The 18,022-nt window shown below is 37.0% G+C and carries 15 protein-coding genes; 10 read left to right on the top strand and 5 right to left on the bottom strand.

All coding sequences use genetic code 11. The annotated features are described in order from the left end of the window. The first annotated feature begins 73 nt into the window (after window positions 1-73). From nusB to coaE, 4 genes are read left to right on the top strand one after another with little or no spacing between them, the layout of a single operon-like run. Window positions 74-1,009 carry a transcription antitermination factor NusB gene (gene nusB / locus R2800_04580; GenBank protein MEZ5016305.1) on the top strand — a complete coding sequence of 312 codons (936 nt, stop codon included), beginning with the start codon at window positions 74-76 and terminating at the stop codon, window positions 1,007-1,009. Between the two features lie 21 nt (window positions 1,010-1,030). Continuing rightward, on the top strand, window positions 1,031-1,507 hold the full coding sequence (locus tag R2800_04575) for a DUF1573 domain-containing protein (protein MEZ5016304.1): 477 nt from the start codon (window positions 1,031-1,033) through the stop codon (window positions 1,505-1,507). 35 nt (window positions 1,508-1,542) lie between these two features. Continuing rightward, the gene (yajC, locus tag R2800_04570; protein ID MEZ5016303.1) at window positions 1,543-1,893 is read left to right on the top strand and encodes a preprotein translocase subunit YajC; all 351 of its coding nucleotides are present in this window, start codon (window positions 1,543-1,545) and stop codon (window positions 1,891-1,893) included. 3 nt (window positions 1,894-1,896) lie between these two features. After that, complete coding sequence (gene coaE / locus R2800_04565) at window positions 1,897-2,487, top strand: dephospho-CoA kinase (protein ID MEZ5016302.1); 591 nt, start codon at window positions 1,897-1,899, stop codon at window positions 2,485-2,487. Here the strand turns inward: coaE and R2800_04560 are convergent. Further along, a complete protein-coding gene (locus R2800_04560) occupies window positions 2,484-5,120 on the bottom strand; it encodes a M1 family metallopeptidase (protein ID MEZ5016301.1) in 2,637 nt (878 codons plus the stop codon). The genes coaE and R2800_04560 overlap by 4 nt on opposite strands. Window positions 5,121-5,283: 163 nt before the next feature. Between R2800_04560 and R2800_04555 the strand changes: the two genes are divergently transcribed. From R2800_04555 to R2800_04540, 4 genes are all read left to right on the top strand, one after another. Then, window positions 5,284-5,781, top strand: a complete 498-nt coding sequence (locus tag R2800_04555; GenBank protein ID MEZ5016300.1) for an acetyl-CoA carboxylase biotin carboxyl carrier protein subunit — start codon at window positions 5,284-5,286, stop codon at window positions 5,779-5,781. Next, a complete protein-coding gene (locus tag R2800_04550) occupies window positions 5,781-6,863 on the top strand; it encodes a DUF4476 domain-containing protein (GenBank protein ID MEZ5016299.1) in 1,083 nt (360 codons plus the stop codon). Before R2800_04555 ends, R2800_04550 begins: the two co-directional genes overlap by 1 nt. A 7-nt stretch (window positions 6,864-6,870) precedes the next feature. Continuing rightward, the gene (locus tag R2800_04545) at window positions 6,871-7,398 is read left to right on the top strand and encodes a hypothetical protein (GenBank protein ID MEZ5016298.1); all 528 of its coding nucleotides are present in this window, start codon (window positions 6,871-6,873) and stop codon (window positions 7,396-7,398) included. Window positions 7,399-7,502: 104 nt separating this feature from the next. Beyond that, entirely contained in the window at window positions 7,503-8,486 is a 984-nt protein-coding gene (locus tag R2800_04540; protein ID MEZ5016297.1) for a pyruvate dehydrogenase complex E1 component subunit beta, read from the top strand. Between the two features lie 51 nt (window positions 8,487-8,537). Here R2800_04540 and R2800_04535 read toward each other — a convergent pair whose 3' ends face one another. Then, window positions 8,538-9,227: a hypothetical protein gene (locus R2800_04535; GenBank protein MEZ5016296.1), complete on the bottom strand. Its 690-nt coding sequence runs from the start codon at window positions 9,225-9,227 to the stop codon at window positions 8,538-8,540. After that, window positions 9,220-9,555, bottom strand: coding sequence for a PadR family transcriptional regulator (locus tag R2800_04530; GenBank protein MEZ5016295.1), 336 nt, complete (start codon window positions 9,553-9,555; stop codon window positions 9,220-9,222). The genes R2800_04535 and R2800_04530 overlap by 8 nt, the downstream gene beginning before the upstream one ends. A 117-nt stretch (window positions 9,556-9,672) precedes the next feature. Between R2800_04530 and R2800_04525 the strand changes: the two genes are divergently transcribed. Continuing rightward, window positions 9,673-10,932: an NAD(P)/FAD-dependent oxidoreductase gene (locus tag R2800_04525; GenBank protein MEZ5016294.1), complete on the top strand. Its 1,260-nt coding sequence runs from the start codon at window positions 9,673-9,675 to the stop codon at window positions 10,930-10,932. A 4-nt stretch (window positions 10,933-10,936) separates the two neighbouring features. On the opposite strand, the gene R2800_04520 is transcribed toward R2800_04525, so the two are convergent. Continuing rightward, window positions 10,937-15,388 carry a S8 family peptidase gene (locus R2800_04520; protein ID MEZ5016293.1) on the bottom strand — a complete coding sequence of 1,484 codons (4,452 nt, stop codon included), beginning with the start codon at window positions 15,386-15,388 and terminating at the stop codon, window positions 10,937-10,939. Window positions 15,389-15,616: 228 nt separating this feature from the next. Between R2800_04520 and R2800_04515 the strand changes: the two genes are divergently transcribed. Further along, window positions 15,617-17,296 carry a T9SS type A sorting domain-containing protein gene (locus R2800_04515; GenBank protein MEZ5016292.1) on the top strand — a complete coding sequence of 560 codons (1,680 nt, stop codon included), beginning with the start codon at window positions 15,617-15,619 and terminating at the stop codon, window positions 17,294-17,296. Between the two features lie 43 nt (window positions 17,297-17,339). Here the strand turns inward: R2800_04515 and R2800_04510 are convergent, their stop codons facing one another. Continuing rightward, complete coding sequence (locus R2800_04510) at window positions 17,340-18,020, bottom strand: response regulator transcription factor (GenBank protein MEZ5016291.1); 681 nt, start codon at window positions 18,018-18,020, stop codon at window positions 17,340-17,342. Between the last annotated feature and the right edge of the window lie 2 nt (window positions 18,021-18,022).

Here is an 18,022-nt window from a genome sequence, read left to right as displayed (position 1 = left end):
TTTTAAAATAGATATTGATGCGATAAATAAGGGAGGATTCTGTAACTTTGCGGCGCAAACAGGTCTTTTATTTATGATCAGCAGGAGAAATATTCGAGTAAAGGTGATGCAAACGCTATATACAATAGCATCATCCGAAACTGGTGACAATGAAACTTTGAAAAGCAAGGGAAGAGATATCCTAGAAGATAAACTATCTCGTTCACTTGATCTATTTGTCATTTCTATTCTTTATACCCTACGCGTAGCGGAATATGCAGAAAAAGATGCTAGGGTTCGTGCGGCTAAATACCTACCTACAGAAGAAGACCTTAAGGTAAATACAAAAATTTCTGGCAACGAGTTTCTTTGGAGAGTTAAAGAGAACCAAACTTTTATCGAAAAAGTAAAGGAGTCTAAACTCGAGCATTTTATTGATGACGACCAGATAAAAAAGATATACCAAAGGCTGGTAAAAGCTAAGGAATACATCGCCTATGCTGAAGAGCCATCAAGAGAAAGCAAGAAAGAAGTAAATATCATCAAGTTCATTTGGGATAAGTTGATCTATGGAGACGAGGACATGCAAGAGTTCTTTACAGATGAGCTATCTGGCTGGGATGACGACAAGCAAATGACCAGCATGCTAATGGACAACTTTTTCAAAAGTAGTCATAAGGTAAACTTCTTAAATCTTATCTCTGCAGAAAAAAAGGAATACTCCATATCCTTGCTAGAAACTGTAATAGACAAGGAGGCATATAGCATGGAGCTTATTCAGCCTAAGCTGATCAACTGGGATGCTGAACGTGTAGCTTTGATAGACTTACTACTTCTTAGAATGGGTGTGGCAGAACTACTTTACTTCCCCACTATTCCTACCAAAGTGACGATAAACGAATATATAGAAATAGCTAAATTATACAGCACACCACAAAGTGGTCAATTCATAAATGGAGTACTGGACAACACTTTGAAAGACCTACTTAAAGAAAACAAGATCAACAAGGAAGAACGTAATCGTAAATAACACTACGAAATAAGTATACACATGAAGAACCATCTATTATTAGCATCTCTATTCCTCAGTCTTACCGCTTGTGTAGACGAGAAACCTGAGGACGTAATAAAAGATAACAAAGAACTACTATCTACAGATCTTGTATCTAACCCTCATACGGCTGAAGGCATAGACACTGCAACGTTGAGCAACTTACCTACTATGGACTTTACAGATACAGTTCATAACTTTGGATTGATGTATGATGGAGAAGTAGCTACTTACAATTTTGAGTTTACTAATAATGGTAAAAAGCCATTGATAATAAGCAGCGCTAAAGGGTCTTGCGGATGTACTGTGCCTAACTACCCTAGAAAACCAATAGCACCAGGAGAAAAAGGGGTAATGAATGTACAATTCAACTCAGAAGACAAACATGGCCATGTTGAAAAATCAGTAACAGTGATCAGCAACTCTGATAAAGGCATGCAAATGTTATATATTAAAGCAGATGTAAAAGCTAACTAATAATCATATTTTTTAAAATTTATAATTCTAATATAATGACTGCAAATCTAGATTCAATTTTACTACAAGCGCCAGCAGGTGGCGGTGGCATGCAATTACTATTCATCGGTGGTATGGTGGTTGTAATGTATTTCTTTATGATACGCCCACAAGCTAAAAGAGCTAAAGAGCAAAAGAAATTTTCTGAAGCTATAGGCGTTGGCGAACATATTGTAACTGCTGCCGGTATTCATGGCACTATAAAAAGAGTTAACGAAGATGGCACTTTACATCTTGAAGTGAACCATGGTTCTCATATAACTGTTGAGCGTTCTGCAATTTCTATGGAGATGACAAATGCGCACAAGAAAAGAACTGAGCCAAAGCCTGTAGACAGTAAAAAATAAACCATGCTTAAGGTAGGTATTACTGGAGGTATTGGATCGGGTAAATCCGTAGTATGCCAAGTGTTCAACACACTTGGCATACCTGCTTTCAATGCAGACAATGCCGCAAAATACCTAATGGAGCACGACCCTACTCTTGTTAGCAATATCAAAACATTATTTGGTGAAGAAGTATACATTGAAGACAAGCTAAACCGACAGCTATTATCCTCCATTGTTTTCAACAACCCAAAACTGCTACAACAACTAAATGCCTTAGTTCATCCCCTTACCATTGCCTATGGCAAAGAATGGATGGAGCTACAAAGTGCCCCTTATATCATCAAAGAAGCGGCTATCTTTTTCGAGTCGGGCACCTACAAGGAAATGGATGTCATGATTGGCGTTACAGCACCTGAACCATTACGCATAAGGCGAGCTATGAATAGAGACAACGCGACGAGAGAAAAAATAGCACAACGCATAGCCCAACAAATGGATGAACAAGAGAAAATGAATAGATGCGACTACATCATTACCAATGATGATAAAACAGCTATCATTCCTCAAGTAGAACGAATACACCAAACATTACTTGCTAGAAGTAAATCTTAGTTCCCAAATATCCTCTTGTAGTAGATATCGTATTGAGATAGATTTTCTTGCTCCTGCTCGGCAGCTATAGTTCTATCAATAGAGCTCTTGATAAGTGCTAATTTCTTTTTCTCAAAATCTTGTTGCGCATTGCTTCTTGTATTGGCAATACCATCTTTTGTAGCATAGGCTAGCTCAAACATTGTAGCTACCATTGCAGCCCTGTAAGATTTGATATTCTCAGTAGCTATAACTTCCTCAGATATTTTCAAGGATTTTTCTACTACCATAAGGTCATCATCTATACCAGCAATAAACACAGTCAAGTTATCTACAAAGAATATTCTACTATTCCCTGTAAAACTGTACTTGTTTTCATCGTACAAATTAAGGTCATCAGCATTAGCTCGTTCAGCAATTATTGTCCATATACTATTTCTTAAAGAAGCTTTAGGGTTATTCTCCAAACCTACTTTAGCTATATTGTAAGCAGTATCTTTATCTATTTTAGCAATAGCATTTAATGCAGCTCCAGCTACCAAATAAGAAGGGCTGTTCAAAGATTCATAAAATAGAATAGTTTCCTCCGCTTTCCAATTGCTCAAAGCATTAATAGCTGTAGCTACCACAGAATTATCACCATCATTTTGTGCTATAAATGCTACTTTATCCTTCCAGGAGTTTATTGATTTCTCACTTTTCACACCACTCAATATCAACAAAGCCTTCTCTCTAATAAATGGATTACTGTCGTTAATAGCTAATTCTAGAATAGCTTCCTTCTCATTATAATCTTCTGCTGGTGATTTGCCCTTTTCCAACTTGTTCCCATATACAGCCTTAAGCTTAGAAATAACATCTTCTTGCTCTACATTAACGAATTGTTCTTTCCAAGCAGAAGATGGTTTATGTTCAAAAATGCTACCTACTAACCAATGTTTTACATCTGGAACAATTACAGGACGTTGCCCATTTTTATACTTGTAAACAAACTCTTCTTTTTTCCTTTTCAGGTTCCAGTCTATGATCTTCTTATCCTTACCGTTTACCAGTAGTGTTTTTAATGGCAACTGATATACCCCCCAATTATTATTCTGCGTTTGGGCAACTGTTACTTTTAGCTCTTGTGCTTCATCATCATACTCGTGGTCAATAGTAAGGGTAGGATGCCCTCCTTTCATATACCATTGATTAAAGAACCAATGCCAGTCTTTTCCTGTAGCTTCTTCTATAGCCAAACGCCAGTTTGCTATTTCTGCCGGCTGTAATGCGTTCTTAGTTAAGTATATCTTCATGGCCTCACTAAAAGCATCATCACCTATCAAACCATGCAAGTACCTCAATATAGCACCACCCTTTTGATAAGAGACTCTATCAAACACATCTTCCCTACTCTTGTAATGATAACGAGCCAAAGGTTCTTCTGTATTTTGCCCACTACGCAAATAGACATTCAGGTCGTCGTACGCCAACTGCTGCTCAGAAGCCATGCCATACTTGAACCTGCGCCATAACTGCTCTCCATAGTTGGCAAAAGACTCATTCAATGTGATGTTCGACCAAGATTCTGCTGTAGCATAATCGCCAAACCATTGATGAAATAGTTCATGAGAAACCACATCTTCATAGTTTCTATCTGCTATCTCTCTATCGTTCTGGTTGACAAACTCTCCAAACGTACTGGCACTGGTATTCTCCATGGCACCAGACACATAGTCTCTCACTATTATTTGGCTGTATTTATTCCAAGGGTACGCTACTCCTGTTACATCAGAGAAGAATTCTAACATTTCAGTAGTATTGCTGAAAATAGAACGAGCATAAGGCGTATATTCTTCTTCTGTATAGTAGCTAACCTCTCGACCTCTCCAAAAGTCTTTGGTTATAGTATACTTACCTATTGCAAAAGTGACCACATAAGGTTGTATCGGCATATCCATCTCCCACGAGTCCATACGCATACCGTTAGACAATGATTCTTGCTTTGCCAGCTTACCATTACTTAAGGTCGTCATACTATCTGCTACTATAAGATCTATTTGAGTGGTAAAACGTTCATTAGGAACATCTATTGTTGGCATCCAATGAGAATTGGCTTGTGTTTCCCCTTGTGTCCATATCTGCATAGGTTTATTAGGCACTTTACCATCATGGTTTATGAAATACAAACCCCTATCATCAGTTATCGATTTACTGCCACCTGTAGAGCTGCTATAAGGCAACGCCTTATATTTTATATATAATTTGTGTTGAGCAGCTTTTACATCATATATAAACAGTTTGTCATTCTTGTATTTAAAATTCAATGGCTTTCCATTACCAGCACTCATCTGCTTTACCTCCTCAACCTCCATACCTTGTGCATCTAGCACTATACTATCTGGTGAATAGTAATCTCTATATGGCTGAATATCGATCCAGGCTTCACCGTCAGCACTACGTTCTAACCAATTAAAGCTAAGTTTTATATGAGTATGTGTGATATCCCAAATACGCTCAGGAGTGGCCCTATAATCATTGTCACTACTTTTTACCACTATTGGCTTTAGATCCATATAGTTATTAGCGGTTTTCTTACTACCTGTACAAGAAACCAATACGGATAAGGCAATAATACTAGCTATAGAGGTACTGAAACGTACTACAGAGGTCATATATAATGTTTAGGTGCTAATGTAATATATAAGCTATAATTAATTATACCCCATAAAGGGGTATTGATTTTAACACTAATAGCCACAAATTAACTAGTTATAAATCATAAATAACCGTCTTTAATTGACTATTTTTGTTGCTTAATCATAACAACAGGCAACTATGTTGCAAACAAGTATAAGAAATAACACCTATACTATCGACAACAAAGATGGTAATTGGCAAATCAATGATGCGGACACCGAGTTGGATATTCAATTCCAGCCCAATGGTTTGATAAGCATTATTCGTGATGGAAAAAGCTATACTGCTCTAGTAGAAAGTGTTGACCATAAGGCCAAGGAGCTAAAAATAAGAGTTGAAGACCAAGTCTACACCATTGCAATAAAAGAAGAGATAGACCAGCTACTAGAAAGCATGGGGCTTGATCTAAAAGCAATGCAAAAAGCAGAGCCTATCAAGGCACCAATGCCTGGTAAAGTATTAAAGATACTGGTAACACCTGGTCAACAGATAGAAAAAGGTGATGGCTTATTGATACTGGAAGCTATGAAGATGGAAAATATCTTAAAAGCTACAGCACCAGCTACCGTTAAGGCTATCAACATTGAAGAAAATACAGCTGTAGAAAAAGATACTGTATTAATAGAACTTGAATAATGTTCCGTTCATCGTCACTTAAACATATTGTTTTTGCACTCTTGTTTGTTGTTGCTTATGCTGCACAGGCACAGCAACAGTTTTCCTATGTATATATACAAGGAGATAAGGAGACGCCTTTTTATGTAAAGTTTGAAGATGAAATGCTACCTAGATATGGTAAAAATTACTGTATCATACCTATGTTGGCACCAGGCCCTATTAATATCGAGATACTATTTCAACAAAGGGCTTACCCTTCTCAAACATTCACAATTGAAGTACCTGAGAATGGCAATAGAAGCTTTTTACTGAAAAATAAGCAAGGCGTATTTTCATTATACGATATAGAACAAAAATTTTACCTGCCAGCAGGTAATACTACTGAACAAGACCGTATACCTAATTCAAGAGGTATTGTCTACAATACAAGTAGCAGTACTACTCCTATCAATACTAATACTGTTCCACAAACGCCTACTTATAGGCAACCAGAGCAAACCCCAACAATAAAAAAACCTACATATAATAAACCACAGGAGACAAAAAGTGATAATGGTGAGCAACCTAAATTTATCGCTAATATCCAGATAAACAGCACTAGTGACAATAAAACAAATGTTACTACGCAAAAGTCACCTTCCACTGACTATACAGAAGACACGCCCCCAAATTTAGCAGAGCGTACACCACCGCCAACTATGAGACAAAGTAGTGAGCAACCTAGAGTAATAGCCACTACACCTGCTAGAGCTATTACTAAACCTACAAGAACACAAAGCTCCGGTAATAACAAAGTAAGATTACATAATAGCGACTGTCCTACTCCTATTACTAATAACGAATTTGACAACATATACGATAAAGCCACTAACAAAAGCGATAAAGTAAGATTGAAGTACCTGCTTTCTGAAGTAGATAAATGCTTCTCTACCTTCCAAGCTAAAACTTTGGCGTTAACGCTACCTAATGATCCTGAGCGCTATACCTTCTTAAAACGAGTATATCCTAGAATAACGGATCAGGAGCAATTCCCTGTTTTAGAGAATATATTGTCAGCTACAGACTGGAAAGACTATTTTAAACTAATTATACCTCAATAAATATAATATGAAAAAGATAACACTTTCATTGTGTGCATCTGTACTACTTCTTGCTGCTTGCCAAAGCAATAAAAAAGAAGATATAATTCAACAAAAATGGCAAGCCATAGAGCTGGATAATCCTGATCTACAGAAAATAATAGATGAGCAAAATGCATTTCTGGATACTGTAGGGAATAACACTACGCCAGAGCAAAATGAGGAAATATATGGCATGAGAAATATTGATAGTGCTAAGCAATCATTAAGAAGAGAGCTGGACGACTATAAAGCAATGCAACAGCATGCCGTTGAAAATACATGGTTCGATTTTCAGAAAGACGGAAAAATGCTCATGAATTTTAGTGGCAAAATTGACTCTGCAAGCTGGTATTTTGATGAAGAGGGCAACCTAATGATCGATGAAATGAAGCTTAAAGGTGCTGGTAGTAAGATTAAAATGAAAGTGATCTCTATTCAACAAGACACGCTTAAGCTAAAATTTGAGGAAGAGAACATGAGAAGTACGGTTACTTTTAAACCAGCAAACAAGTAGTAATATTATAAGCTTTATTAGGGTAAAATACCCACTCAATGCTTATCTTTATTGCCTCAAAAGGCAGAATTATTTAAATAACAACTAATAGCAACAGATAATATATGCGTACAATAGCATTTCGTCAGGCACTAAGAGAGGCCATGCAAGAAGAGATGAGACGTGATGAACAAGTGTTCTTGATGGGTGAAGAGGTAGCACAATATAATGGTGCCTACAAAGTGAGTCAGGGAATGTTGGACGAATTTGGTCCTAAAAGAATAATAGACACTCCTATTGCTGAGCTTGGTTTTGCAGCTATTGCAGTAGGTGCATCTACTAACGATACTCGTCCTATTGTTGAATTCATGACTTGGAACTTTGCAGTATTAGCTTTAGACCAAATACTAAACCACGCAGCAAAGATGCTATCTATGAGTGCAGGACAGTTTAGCTGCCCTATTGTTTTCAGAGGACCAAATGGTTCTGCTGGTCAATTAGGTGCACAACACTCTCAAGCATTTGAAAGTTGGTTTGCTAATATACCTGGCATAAAAGTCATATCAGTTTCTAATCCATATGATGCAAAAGGACTTCTTAAATCTGCTATCAGAGACGAGAACCCTGTAGTATTTATGGAAAGTGAGGTAATGTATGGTGAAGAAGGTGAAGTGCCTGAAGAAGAGTATCTAATACCTATTGGTAAGGCTGATGTTAAACGTGAAGGTTCAGACGTGACTATAGTTTCTTTCAACAAAATGATGAAAGTAGCTTTAGGTGCTGCTGAAGAACTAGCAAAAGAAGGGATTAGCGCAGAGGTAATTGACCTTCGTACAATACGCCCACTAGATTGGCAAACTATTGTTACTTCTGTAAAAAAGACCAATCGCTTAGTGATCGTAGAAGAACAATGGCCATTCAGTAGCGTTTCTTCTGAAATTAGCTATAGAGTACAAAAAGAAGCTTTTGACTATTTGGATGCGCCTATCCGTCGTATCACGTCTGCTGATGCTAATATGCACTATGCACCAAACTTGGTAGCAGCATATCTACCGGATGTAGCTCGTACTGTTACCATTATTAAAGATGTGATGTACGCTAAAAAATAAAATTAGAACAACATATAACTAAAAGTCCACTACAATAGTAGTGGACTTTTTTTATTGCACTTGCTGATAATTTTCTTCAAATTCTTGATACTCATCCATAGCTTTTTTATACAACTGCCATCTTGCCAAAAGCAACATAGTGTAAATACCACAAAACACTGCTGTAACTACTAGTTTTACTATAGAAGTAGTAGTACTTGGAGAAAGAAAAAGTACTAAATAAATACCAAAAAAACTGCTTTGGCTAACAGCTGTAGATACATATAAATTGGTCTTGAACTTTGGTATCACCCTATATGTTATTACTATTTCTATTACCGCATATAGCACAATTAACAATAAGGAAAACAGCGACTTATCTTCCCAAAAGAATAACTCCTCTTTAATAAATAACCTATTTCCCTCATAAACGAATAGGCATACAGCTATAAACAGTAATAAGGAAGGAATGCTGGTGAACTGTTTTAAAAAATTTGTCCAAAACAGCTTTCTATACTTTTTGTGTAAGCCCTTCTCCATATACTCCGTAATAGCTCTAAAGCCTTTTATTCCAAAACTTTTATGAGCGGCTACCATTGCTTCTTCTAGACTTACTTGAGGATTTTGCGTCATTTCTTCTTCTACCTTGCAGGCAAAATGATCTAATACCTCCATTGCAATGACCGGATCTTTTATACCTCTATTGTGTATATATTGTCTTAGCTTTTTTAGCTGTAGTTCGTTTAGTGTAATGTTATCCATTTTTTATAGCAGGGTTTAATATTAAGCTTAAAGAATTCATCATTTCTTTTAATGCATCTACTTTATACTTGGTCTCTTTTTTACCTTCTTTGGTCAACGAATAATACTTACGCATTCTCCCATCTACCACTTCCGACTTGGTTGTTAGCAGCCCTTCGTCTACAAGCTTGTGCAGTGCAGGATATAATGCCGCCTCAGTAAGCACAATTGTATCATTGCTACCCTCTTTTACGGCTTTGGTCATTTCATAACCGTACATCCTACCATTGTCATCCAGCAGTTTTAGTATAATAGTAGTTAAGCTACCTTTCAACACTTTTTGTTCCATATCCCAGTATACATAATTTGATTAGGTATATACCTAACAAATTTAGGTATAAAAAATTAAAACAAAAAAAATGAGGTTTAGAAAATATAGCTCTTATTTTTGGGCACTCATTAGGATATGGAAGTACAAAAGTTAACAACAAAAGCAATAATTGTAGGTGCTGGACCGGGAGGTGCGGGTACATCGTTTTACCTTACTAAGGCAGGCATACCTCATATAGTTATTGACAAGGCCACCTTTCCGAGAGATAAGATATGTGGTGATGCTTGTAGTGGCAAAACAGCGTTAGTACTTCGCAGAGCAAACCCAGACTGGCTTAATGATGAGATTTTCACACAAGAAGAGCAATTCATGCCTAGTCATGGTATAATTTTTGTTGCCCCTAATGGCAAGGATCTACATATCCCTTTCAATCCTAATAGACAACCAGAAGACCAAGCTCCAGGATTTACTACAAAGAGGTTAGTGTTTGACAACTTTCTTTTTGAGAAAATACCATCTGAATACAGTACCATTTTTCAAGGGGCTAAGATCAGAGAGATCAAAAAAGAAGCAAATAGTGTAACCGTATTTTTTGAACAAAACGGGAAAAGCTATGAAGTAACAGCACCTGTTATTGTAGGTGCTGATGGAGATAAAGGTATAACACGCAAAACTTTATTGACCGATCATAATTCGGCCAAAGCATATGCCGTTGGTCTACGTGCTTACTACAAAGGGGTAAAAGGTTTAAATAAGGACAATTTTATCGAACTCCACTTCTTACCAGAATTATTACCCGGCTACTTTTGGATATTCCCTATGCCTAACGGCTTGGCTAATGTGGGTGTTGGTATTTTATCTGACGTTGTAAGAGAGAAGAAGATAAACCTTAGAGAACGGATGCTAGATGCCATAAAGAATAACCCTAACATAAAAGACAGGTTTGCTGATGCTGAGCTTGAAGACAAAATACACGGTTGGGGTTTACCTATGGCTATGGAGCAGCTACCTATTTCAGGAGACAATTTTGTGTTAGTTGGCGATGCCGCTAGTTTAATAGATCCGTTTAGTGGAGAAGGAATTGGTAATGCCTTGTATAGTGGCATGCTAGCAGCTGAGGCTATAGTAAAGGCTACCGAAGCTAACGATTATAGCAGAGCTACTCTTGAGAAAGAGTATGATGCAGTAGTATACAAAAGATTAGGAGATGAATTTAAAATAAGTGCTACCCTACAGCGTTTATGCAGATTTCCTTGGTTGTTCAACTTTGTTGTGAATAAGGCTAAGAAGAGTAAATCCCTTAGCGATACAATTAGCTGCATGTTTACAGATATGGACCTAAGAGACAAGCTTCGTAAACCATCTTTCTATTTCAATATATTGTTTAACAGGTAATAGTTTACTGATAAACTATTTTTCTTTGATGTTCTTTACCTGCTATAACTATTCTTAGCAGATAAACACCTCTTGACATCTGGGGCGTAAGTATAGTAGTACGATTATAACCTTCCTCACTCGCTATAGCCGTGGTTGTGTATACTTGTCTGCCCATTATATCCGTCATCACAATTTGCATCTTTGCACCTACTGATGCCGCCCACTCTATACTATAAGTATGATTGTTGGTAGGGTTAGGACTAAGACTGATGATATCATTTGTTGGTAAATAATATTTTCTATCGAAAATCATAATATCGTCAACTCCTATACCTTCAAAATGAGCAGCGGGGTCAGAGAACATGGTAAACCTTAAATTAAGCAGGCTGGCACCTTTTGGTAACGAAATAACAGCTTCTCTCCAGTCTGTTTCATTTTGGACGGTCCATATCTTATAACTAGTATCGTTGTACCAATTGGTCATTTCTCTGCCAGTGTCCAACTTACTCCATGACAAGCCTCCATCTATACTATATTCAAAATAGCCGGCATCACATAGTATCTGTCCACAGTTTTCTATATCCAATGCTATCCTGCAACTAAATGTTGGATTTTCAATAGTAGACACATCAAAGCAAGGTGAGTATAAATGGGACAACTCATTATCGTTGTAGCTAGAAGACAAGCTGGTTACCCAAGCTTTGGTGCCACTATATGCTTTACTGATCTTTGGTGCTGTAGGTACGCCATACTCCCAACTACTATTAATGCCATCAGCATACCACCCACCTGTTCCTTGCTCAAAGTCTTCTTTATATGGGAATGTTTTCACAAAAGGCTGATTGCGCAAACCGGTATTTAGAATACTATCATTTTTAAGATAAGTATCACCATTGGCTACAAGCCATACATCTAGTGCATAAGTACCAACAGCAGATATATCTAGCTTCTTATTAAAAGTATAATTTACGGTAGCCTTGCCAGCTATAGTAGCTAGAGTTTCCTTTACAGGTGCGCCATTATTGATTCTATAGTAAAGGTCTACATTATTTTGTGCTATATTAACGCCATTACGAATGGTAATTGTTAGTGGCGTTTCACTCGAACGGTCGCAACCTGTTTTTGCAGGTGCAACTATAGCTTCCAAAGCCACATCATTTTGCACGGTGTATAACTTCATATTGTCAATAGTAACACCGGTACCAAAATTACGTAGTGCTATTGATGTCGTATCCTGTTGAGAAAACTTAAGCTGAAAACTTGTTGTAAAGTCCTGACTACTCTTAAGCAAAGCATCAGAAACTGATATAGTACCAGAATTTTGCACCAAGCCAATATCCTTTCTGGCATTATTATAACTATACACTTTTTGCCAAGCACCTGCGTCGCTACCTCTTACCCATACATCATTACCTTCAGGCTCTTTAGGCAAGCCATGTAGTATATAATCGAACTCCAACCTTACCTCTGTACTTGCGGCGCTGGTATTAGCGATATTGAATGTACCAACGAATTCATTTTTATTAAGTGGCACATCTTTATAAGCATCCATGGTTATAGAACGGTTACCCGAAATCGTAATACCATTATTTACAAAACTCCTAAACCTTCCTGTGTCTGAATCATTATAATAATCCCAATGCTCATTAGTAGAAACACCCATGCTGTCATTAGAAATATTAATGATTCCCATTGTCTCAAAACCATCAGAGAAACCATTATTGATATTTATGGGTGCATTATTCAATTGCCTCACCACTTTTGTGACGGAGTCATTCTCTCTAACAGGATCTGTTGCCGTCAAATTCTCTACTGCAAATCTAAAACTATAACTACCTGCCGCAGCTAAGTTAGCCGTAGTTAATGTTACCGCTTTGATCGATTTAGCAGGAATAGCATCTGTAAATATTTGTGACTGCCAAGCACCATTATTGATACTATAAGACACTCTATAATTACTGTTTGCTACATCATCCAAGTTTCTGATATTCAGTATTACAGGAGCATTGTTTTTCAATTCTGTTGATGTAAACATCCTCCCTGAAACCGGTGTAAACACCTTATCTATTGATAGATCATTATCAGAAATACTACCTGTACAATCCCCATCATTTGGCAAGCGTTTAATAGCTAAACTTCTATACCCGCTCAGACTTCCTAATATTGGTCTTACTGCTACATATTGATATTTATTGGGATCAAGTCCCTTAAAAATATAACTGGTAGCATTCACCGTATCTACCGCTACAAGATTAGCTCCTAACTTTTGTAATATTTCATAGCTAGTTGCATTGTTTATAGCGCCCCACTCAATTGCTATATAACCAGGGCATTGATTAGTGCTCAACTTTACTTCAGGCTGCTTATTGATAACAAAAGCACCAACTGTAGACACCTGACCTATGGTGTTTCTCGTTAGTCTCATACTACAGTTTGCGGAGTTTATACCTGCAGGTACATACCATACATAATATCTCTGTGCGGCATCAATATTATTATCTATCACAGTCCAAGTGTTACCATCTGTAGTGTACTCTAGCGTAAAACTATTGGCATTGTCTGATGCATACCAATATATTCTCAGAGAGTCCTCCCCTTTTACTGCAGCTCCCTTGGTAGGATAAGTAATCTCCACACCTTCTTGCTCAAAATCGTAGGCTATTACATACTGTTGATTAGTACTAGGAATATTAAACCCTTTAACGCTTATGGTATAACTACCCGCTGCAGGGTTATTAATGATCACCTGCTCACAGTTATTCAGTCTATCTCTTTTTTCAATAGCATTTTTGAGAATATTTGCAGGAGTTTCATCCAACACCATTGGGAGATGTACCGTATTATTAGGTTCTGTTACTTCAAGATCCAGATCATTGATTAGCTGCTTTGATGATGATGGATTGGCCGCCTTATCATGCCAACAGAGCATTATTTTCAATTTTGCGGTATTGGCAGGCACATCAATTTTCATTTGTTGTGCGGCACCATTGGTTATAGTATTGGTTGAATACCTATTACTATCAAGCATAGTAATAGCATGCTGCAAGTTTAAAAAGCCAAAACCAAAACGATAATCAGGTCCGGGGTTTCCGATATCGGTAGCGCCGTTTAGTAATAGTGTCTTTAATACATCGCTTTTAGGATTTGTGTTATTGTGTAATTGCTTATAGCGCTCTGCTAATAAAGCTGCTGCACCAGCCACACCTGGCGAGGCCATACTTGTACCCGCAGCTACAAGATATTCTTCATTTTTTGTTGTAGAATTCACCTCTACACCTACAGCTGTTATTTCTGGTTTTAGTCTACCATCTCTTACAGGCCCTCTAGAACCATCGTATGCATTGACAAACCACTTATTGGTGCTATTAACTACTATGTTGTTCTTGGCAGGTTGATAACCTCCTGTTACAGTACCAAAGCCATCTGGATATGGCGAACAATTTAAATAGCCATCATTACCAGAAGCAAACACATGTAATATATCATTGTAATTATTAGCCAACTCATCTACTGAAACCGACAAGGCATCATAAACACCTGAATAAGAACAACTACCTACCGTAGAAGCATAAGAGTTATTGGTAATCGTCATACCATGTGCCTGATACATATCTGGAGTTGTAGTTAATACGTTGCTGAAAAAATGATCCACTAAAGTAGCTTCTGGGGCTACGCCTTCTCCTCTCGGGTCCATTATACCCGCGCCACCAACAATACCATTAATGTGTACACCATGATCAGTATATGCAGCAGGATTATAGTTGATAACTCTATCCTTCAAATCTATATGAGACATGCCAGACACATTATCACCTACACCTATAACAATACCTTTACCAGTCAATCCCAGCCCTCCATGTATCTTAGCCAATGAAGCATTACTTGTTTTTGATGCATTTTTAGACTCTGCATTTAACAAAACATCTTTAGGCAAAGGGGAAATATATTGTACTTCAGGCAACTCTGCCAATTGCACTACCTGATCTTTGGTTATAGAAAAAACAAACTTATTTAGCTGCTCCCAATTACTATTTACCTGTACTATATCTATATTGTTCAATGCATTTAAGAAAGCTATTTTATCTCCAGCTGCATAAAGGGACACTATAATATCGGTATTTCCTTCATAGCCTTTCAACCTTTCATCAATCTTCCACAAGGAGGAATAATCTTGTATATAGTATGCATACGCGTTTTTTAGTACTTCTAATTTCGAGCTTTGGTCAACTAAAACCACATAAGCGTTATCAGGAATATAATCCTTCAAAAAGATGTTGTGTTCTTTTAACTGTAGCTTAGTAGCAGTACTCGGTAGTTTAGAAAAGCGTATTAGTAGAAGTTTTGACTGCTCAACTTTGCTATGCTCATTTAACCATGCATCAACGTTATAAGTAACATTAATATCTGCTCCTTTGATATATATCCTCTTGGGGACATTAGCTTGTCCCCAAACAGCAATATTTCCAACCAACATGGAAAAAATTAAAAAAAACAGACCAAGCCTATTACTTATACCGATTCTCATTGATGCAAAAATTGTTTTTCAACAGTAACATTCAATTTAAGACTTTCAACTGACAATATGCCTTATAAATGGGTATCAATTGTCCTTATTATGCCATTTCTTGGTGCAGAGTACGAGTATTTTTGCTTATTTTTAATGTTCTCATTTAAAAATTAAATTATATAAACTATATACTTTATGAGGTTTAAAAATCTACTATTTACCATCATTGCTGTTTTTCTATTCAGTAGTGCTACTAATGCTCAATTATCAAGAGTTCAGTTTATACACAACTCAGGAGACATTTCAATTTTAGGTGTAGATATTTATATCGACGGCGTACTGCAAGTAGATGACTTATTTTTCAGAACGTCATCATTTTTTAATGGTGTAAATGCAACGAACCCTGTACGTATATCTGTAGCACCAAATACAAGTTTTTCTGAAGCTGATAGCTTTTATAGCACTACAATGACACTAACTCCCGGAGGCATCTATTTGATGATACTAGCTGGAAATGAAAGTACTTCAGGATACTCTCCAAATGTTCCTTTCCATTTTGACGTTAATAATATGGGACGTGAAGCGGCTTCTATTTTTACCAATACTGATATCATGTTCTACCATGGGGCTACAGATGGCAGCACTATGGATATAAGAGCAGGTGTTACTACCTATGCAGACAACATTAGTTATGGCAACTTTATAGGATATGCGGAGTTTAAGACAAGCGATTTGATATACAGAACTACTAATACCTCAGGTACCGTTATCAATACATCTTACGAAGCACCGCTTCTTACCAACCATAGTATGACGGGGCAAGCAGGAGTTGTTTTACTATCAGGCTATCAAAACCCATCTAATAATAGCAATGGTCCTGCAATGGGATTATGGCTTGTAAATACAAACGGAGGGCCATTCATTAATTTAAGTGAAACAAATCATGAAAAACTAGCACGTTTACAGTTGATTCATAACAGTGGAGATACCATAGCATCGAAAGTTGATGTTTATATAGATGGTACAAAGAGGTTTGATGACATGGATTACAAAACGGCGACTACTTACTTTGATGCATATGCTAACCAACCGACAACATTTGCACTGGCAAAAAGCAATAGCACCTCTATTGCAGATACGTTTTTTAGTATGACTACAAGCCTTGATTCTACAAAAACATACGCTGCAGTTATACACGGTATAAAAAGTGCTGCTAACTACAAACCTAAACCACCAATGACCATTCACCTACACAATGGCGCTAGAGAAGCTGCTACAGTAGGTACGAATACTGACATACTATTTATCAATGGTAGTACCGACTTAGGTGCTGTTGATGTATTAGAAGGCACTAATAGCTTATTTAGCAATGTTGCTTATGGGAACTTTAGTGGCTATATACAGCAAGCAACTTCAAATAAAGTATTTACATTAAACAAGAATGGCGGCGCTACTATTAGTAAACATGCTGCAAACTTGCAAATACTTAATCTCCAAGGTCAGTCTATTACAGTACTTACAACAGGTTTCTTAGAACCTGATAGCAACAGCGGAGGTCCGGCAGTAGGTATGTATGCTGCTCTTAGTTCTGGCGGTGCGCTGGTTGAACTACCAGTAACCAACAGCATTAAGAATATCAAAGCAAACAATGTAAAGGTTGATATTGTACCTAACCCTACTACAAACACAATACACATATCTGCTCCTAGCATTTTAAGTAACATTATCATTTACAATGTAACAGGGCAAACAATAATGACTATAGAGAAGTCTTCTAGTAACAAGATAGATGTTAGTCACTTAGCAAAAGGCAATTACATAATTACCGCTAATGGAGGAACAAAAACTTATTATGGCAGATTTACAAAGCTGTAATAGCTACAAATAATTCTTAATTAAGGCTCTACTATGTAGGGCCTTAATTATTTACAATTAACTTAAATCCGATACCGTAGGCGTTGAGTATCTCAATATTGGGATCTTCTTTTAGCAGCTTCCTGACCTTGCTGATATACACATCCATACTTTTAGCTGAGAAGTAATCGTCGTTACCCCATACTTGTTCTAAAATGGCGCTTCTATTTACCAACACATTTATATTACTAGCTAGTATATACAGAAGTCCTGATTCCTTAGAGCTCAACTTTGTAGAGACTCCTTCGAGTTCTAAAGTCATCTTTGTAGTGTTCAGAAGGTACCTACCAATATGTAGCTCGTCAGCTAATGGCTTGTCTTTTTGAGTTCTGTTAAGAATCGCATTTATCCTTAAGAAAAGCTCTTGTGTATTAAACGGCTTTGTCACATAGTCATCACAACCCAATTCAAAACCTTTTATTTTATCTTCTTGCATATTTCTGGCAGTAAGAAAAATAACAGGCATATCAGGTTTTATAGCTTTTATCTCTTTCGTTAGTGTAAAACCATCTTTGGTAGGCATCATAACATCAAAAATGCAAAGGTTATAATTCCCAGTTTTAAACTTATCTAAGCCATCAGTTCCATTCTTGCACCACTCTATATCAAAACCTCTATTATTAAGGTTTTCAGTTAATAACATGCCTAAATTTTGGTCATCTTCTACAAATAATATTTTTGTCATAA

This window comes from Flavipsychrobacter sp., from assembly GCA_041392855.1.
Taxonomy (GTDB): Bacteria; Bacteroidota; Bacteroidia; order Chitinophagales; family Chitinophagaceae; genus UBA5543.
This window is presented reverse-complemented; position numbering and strand designations above follow the sequence as displayed.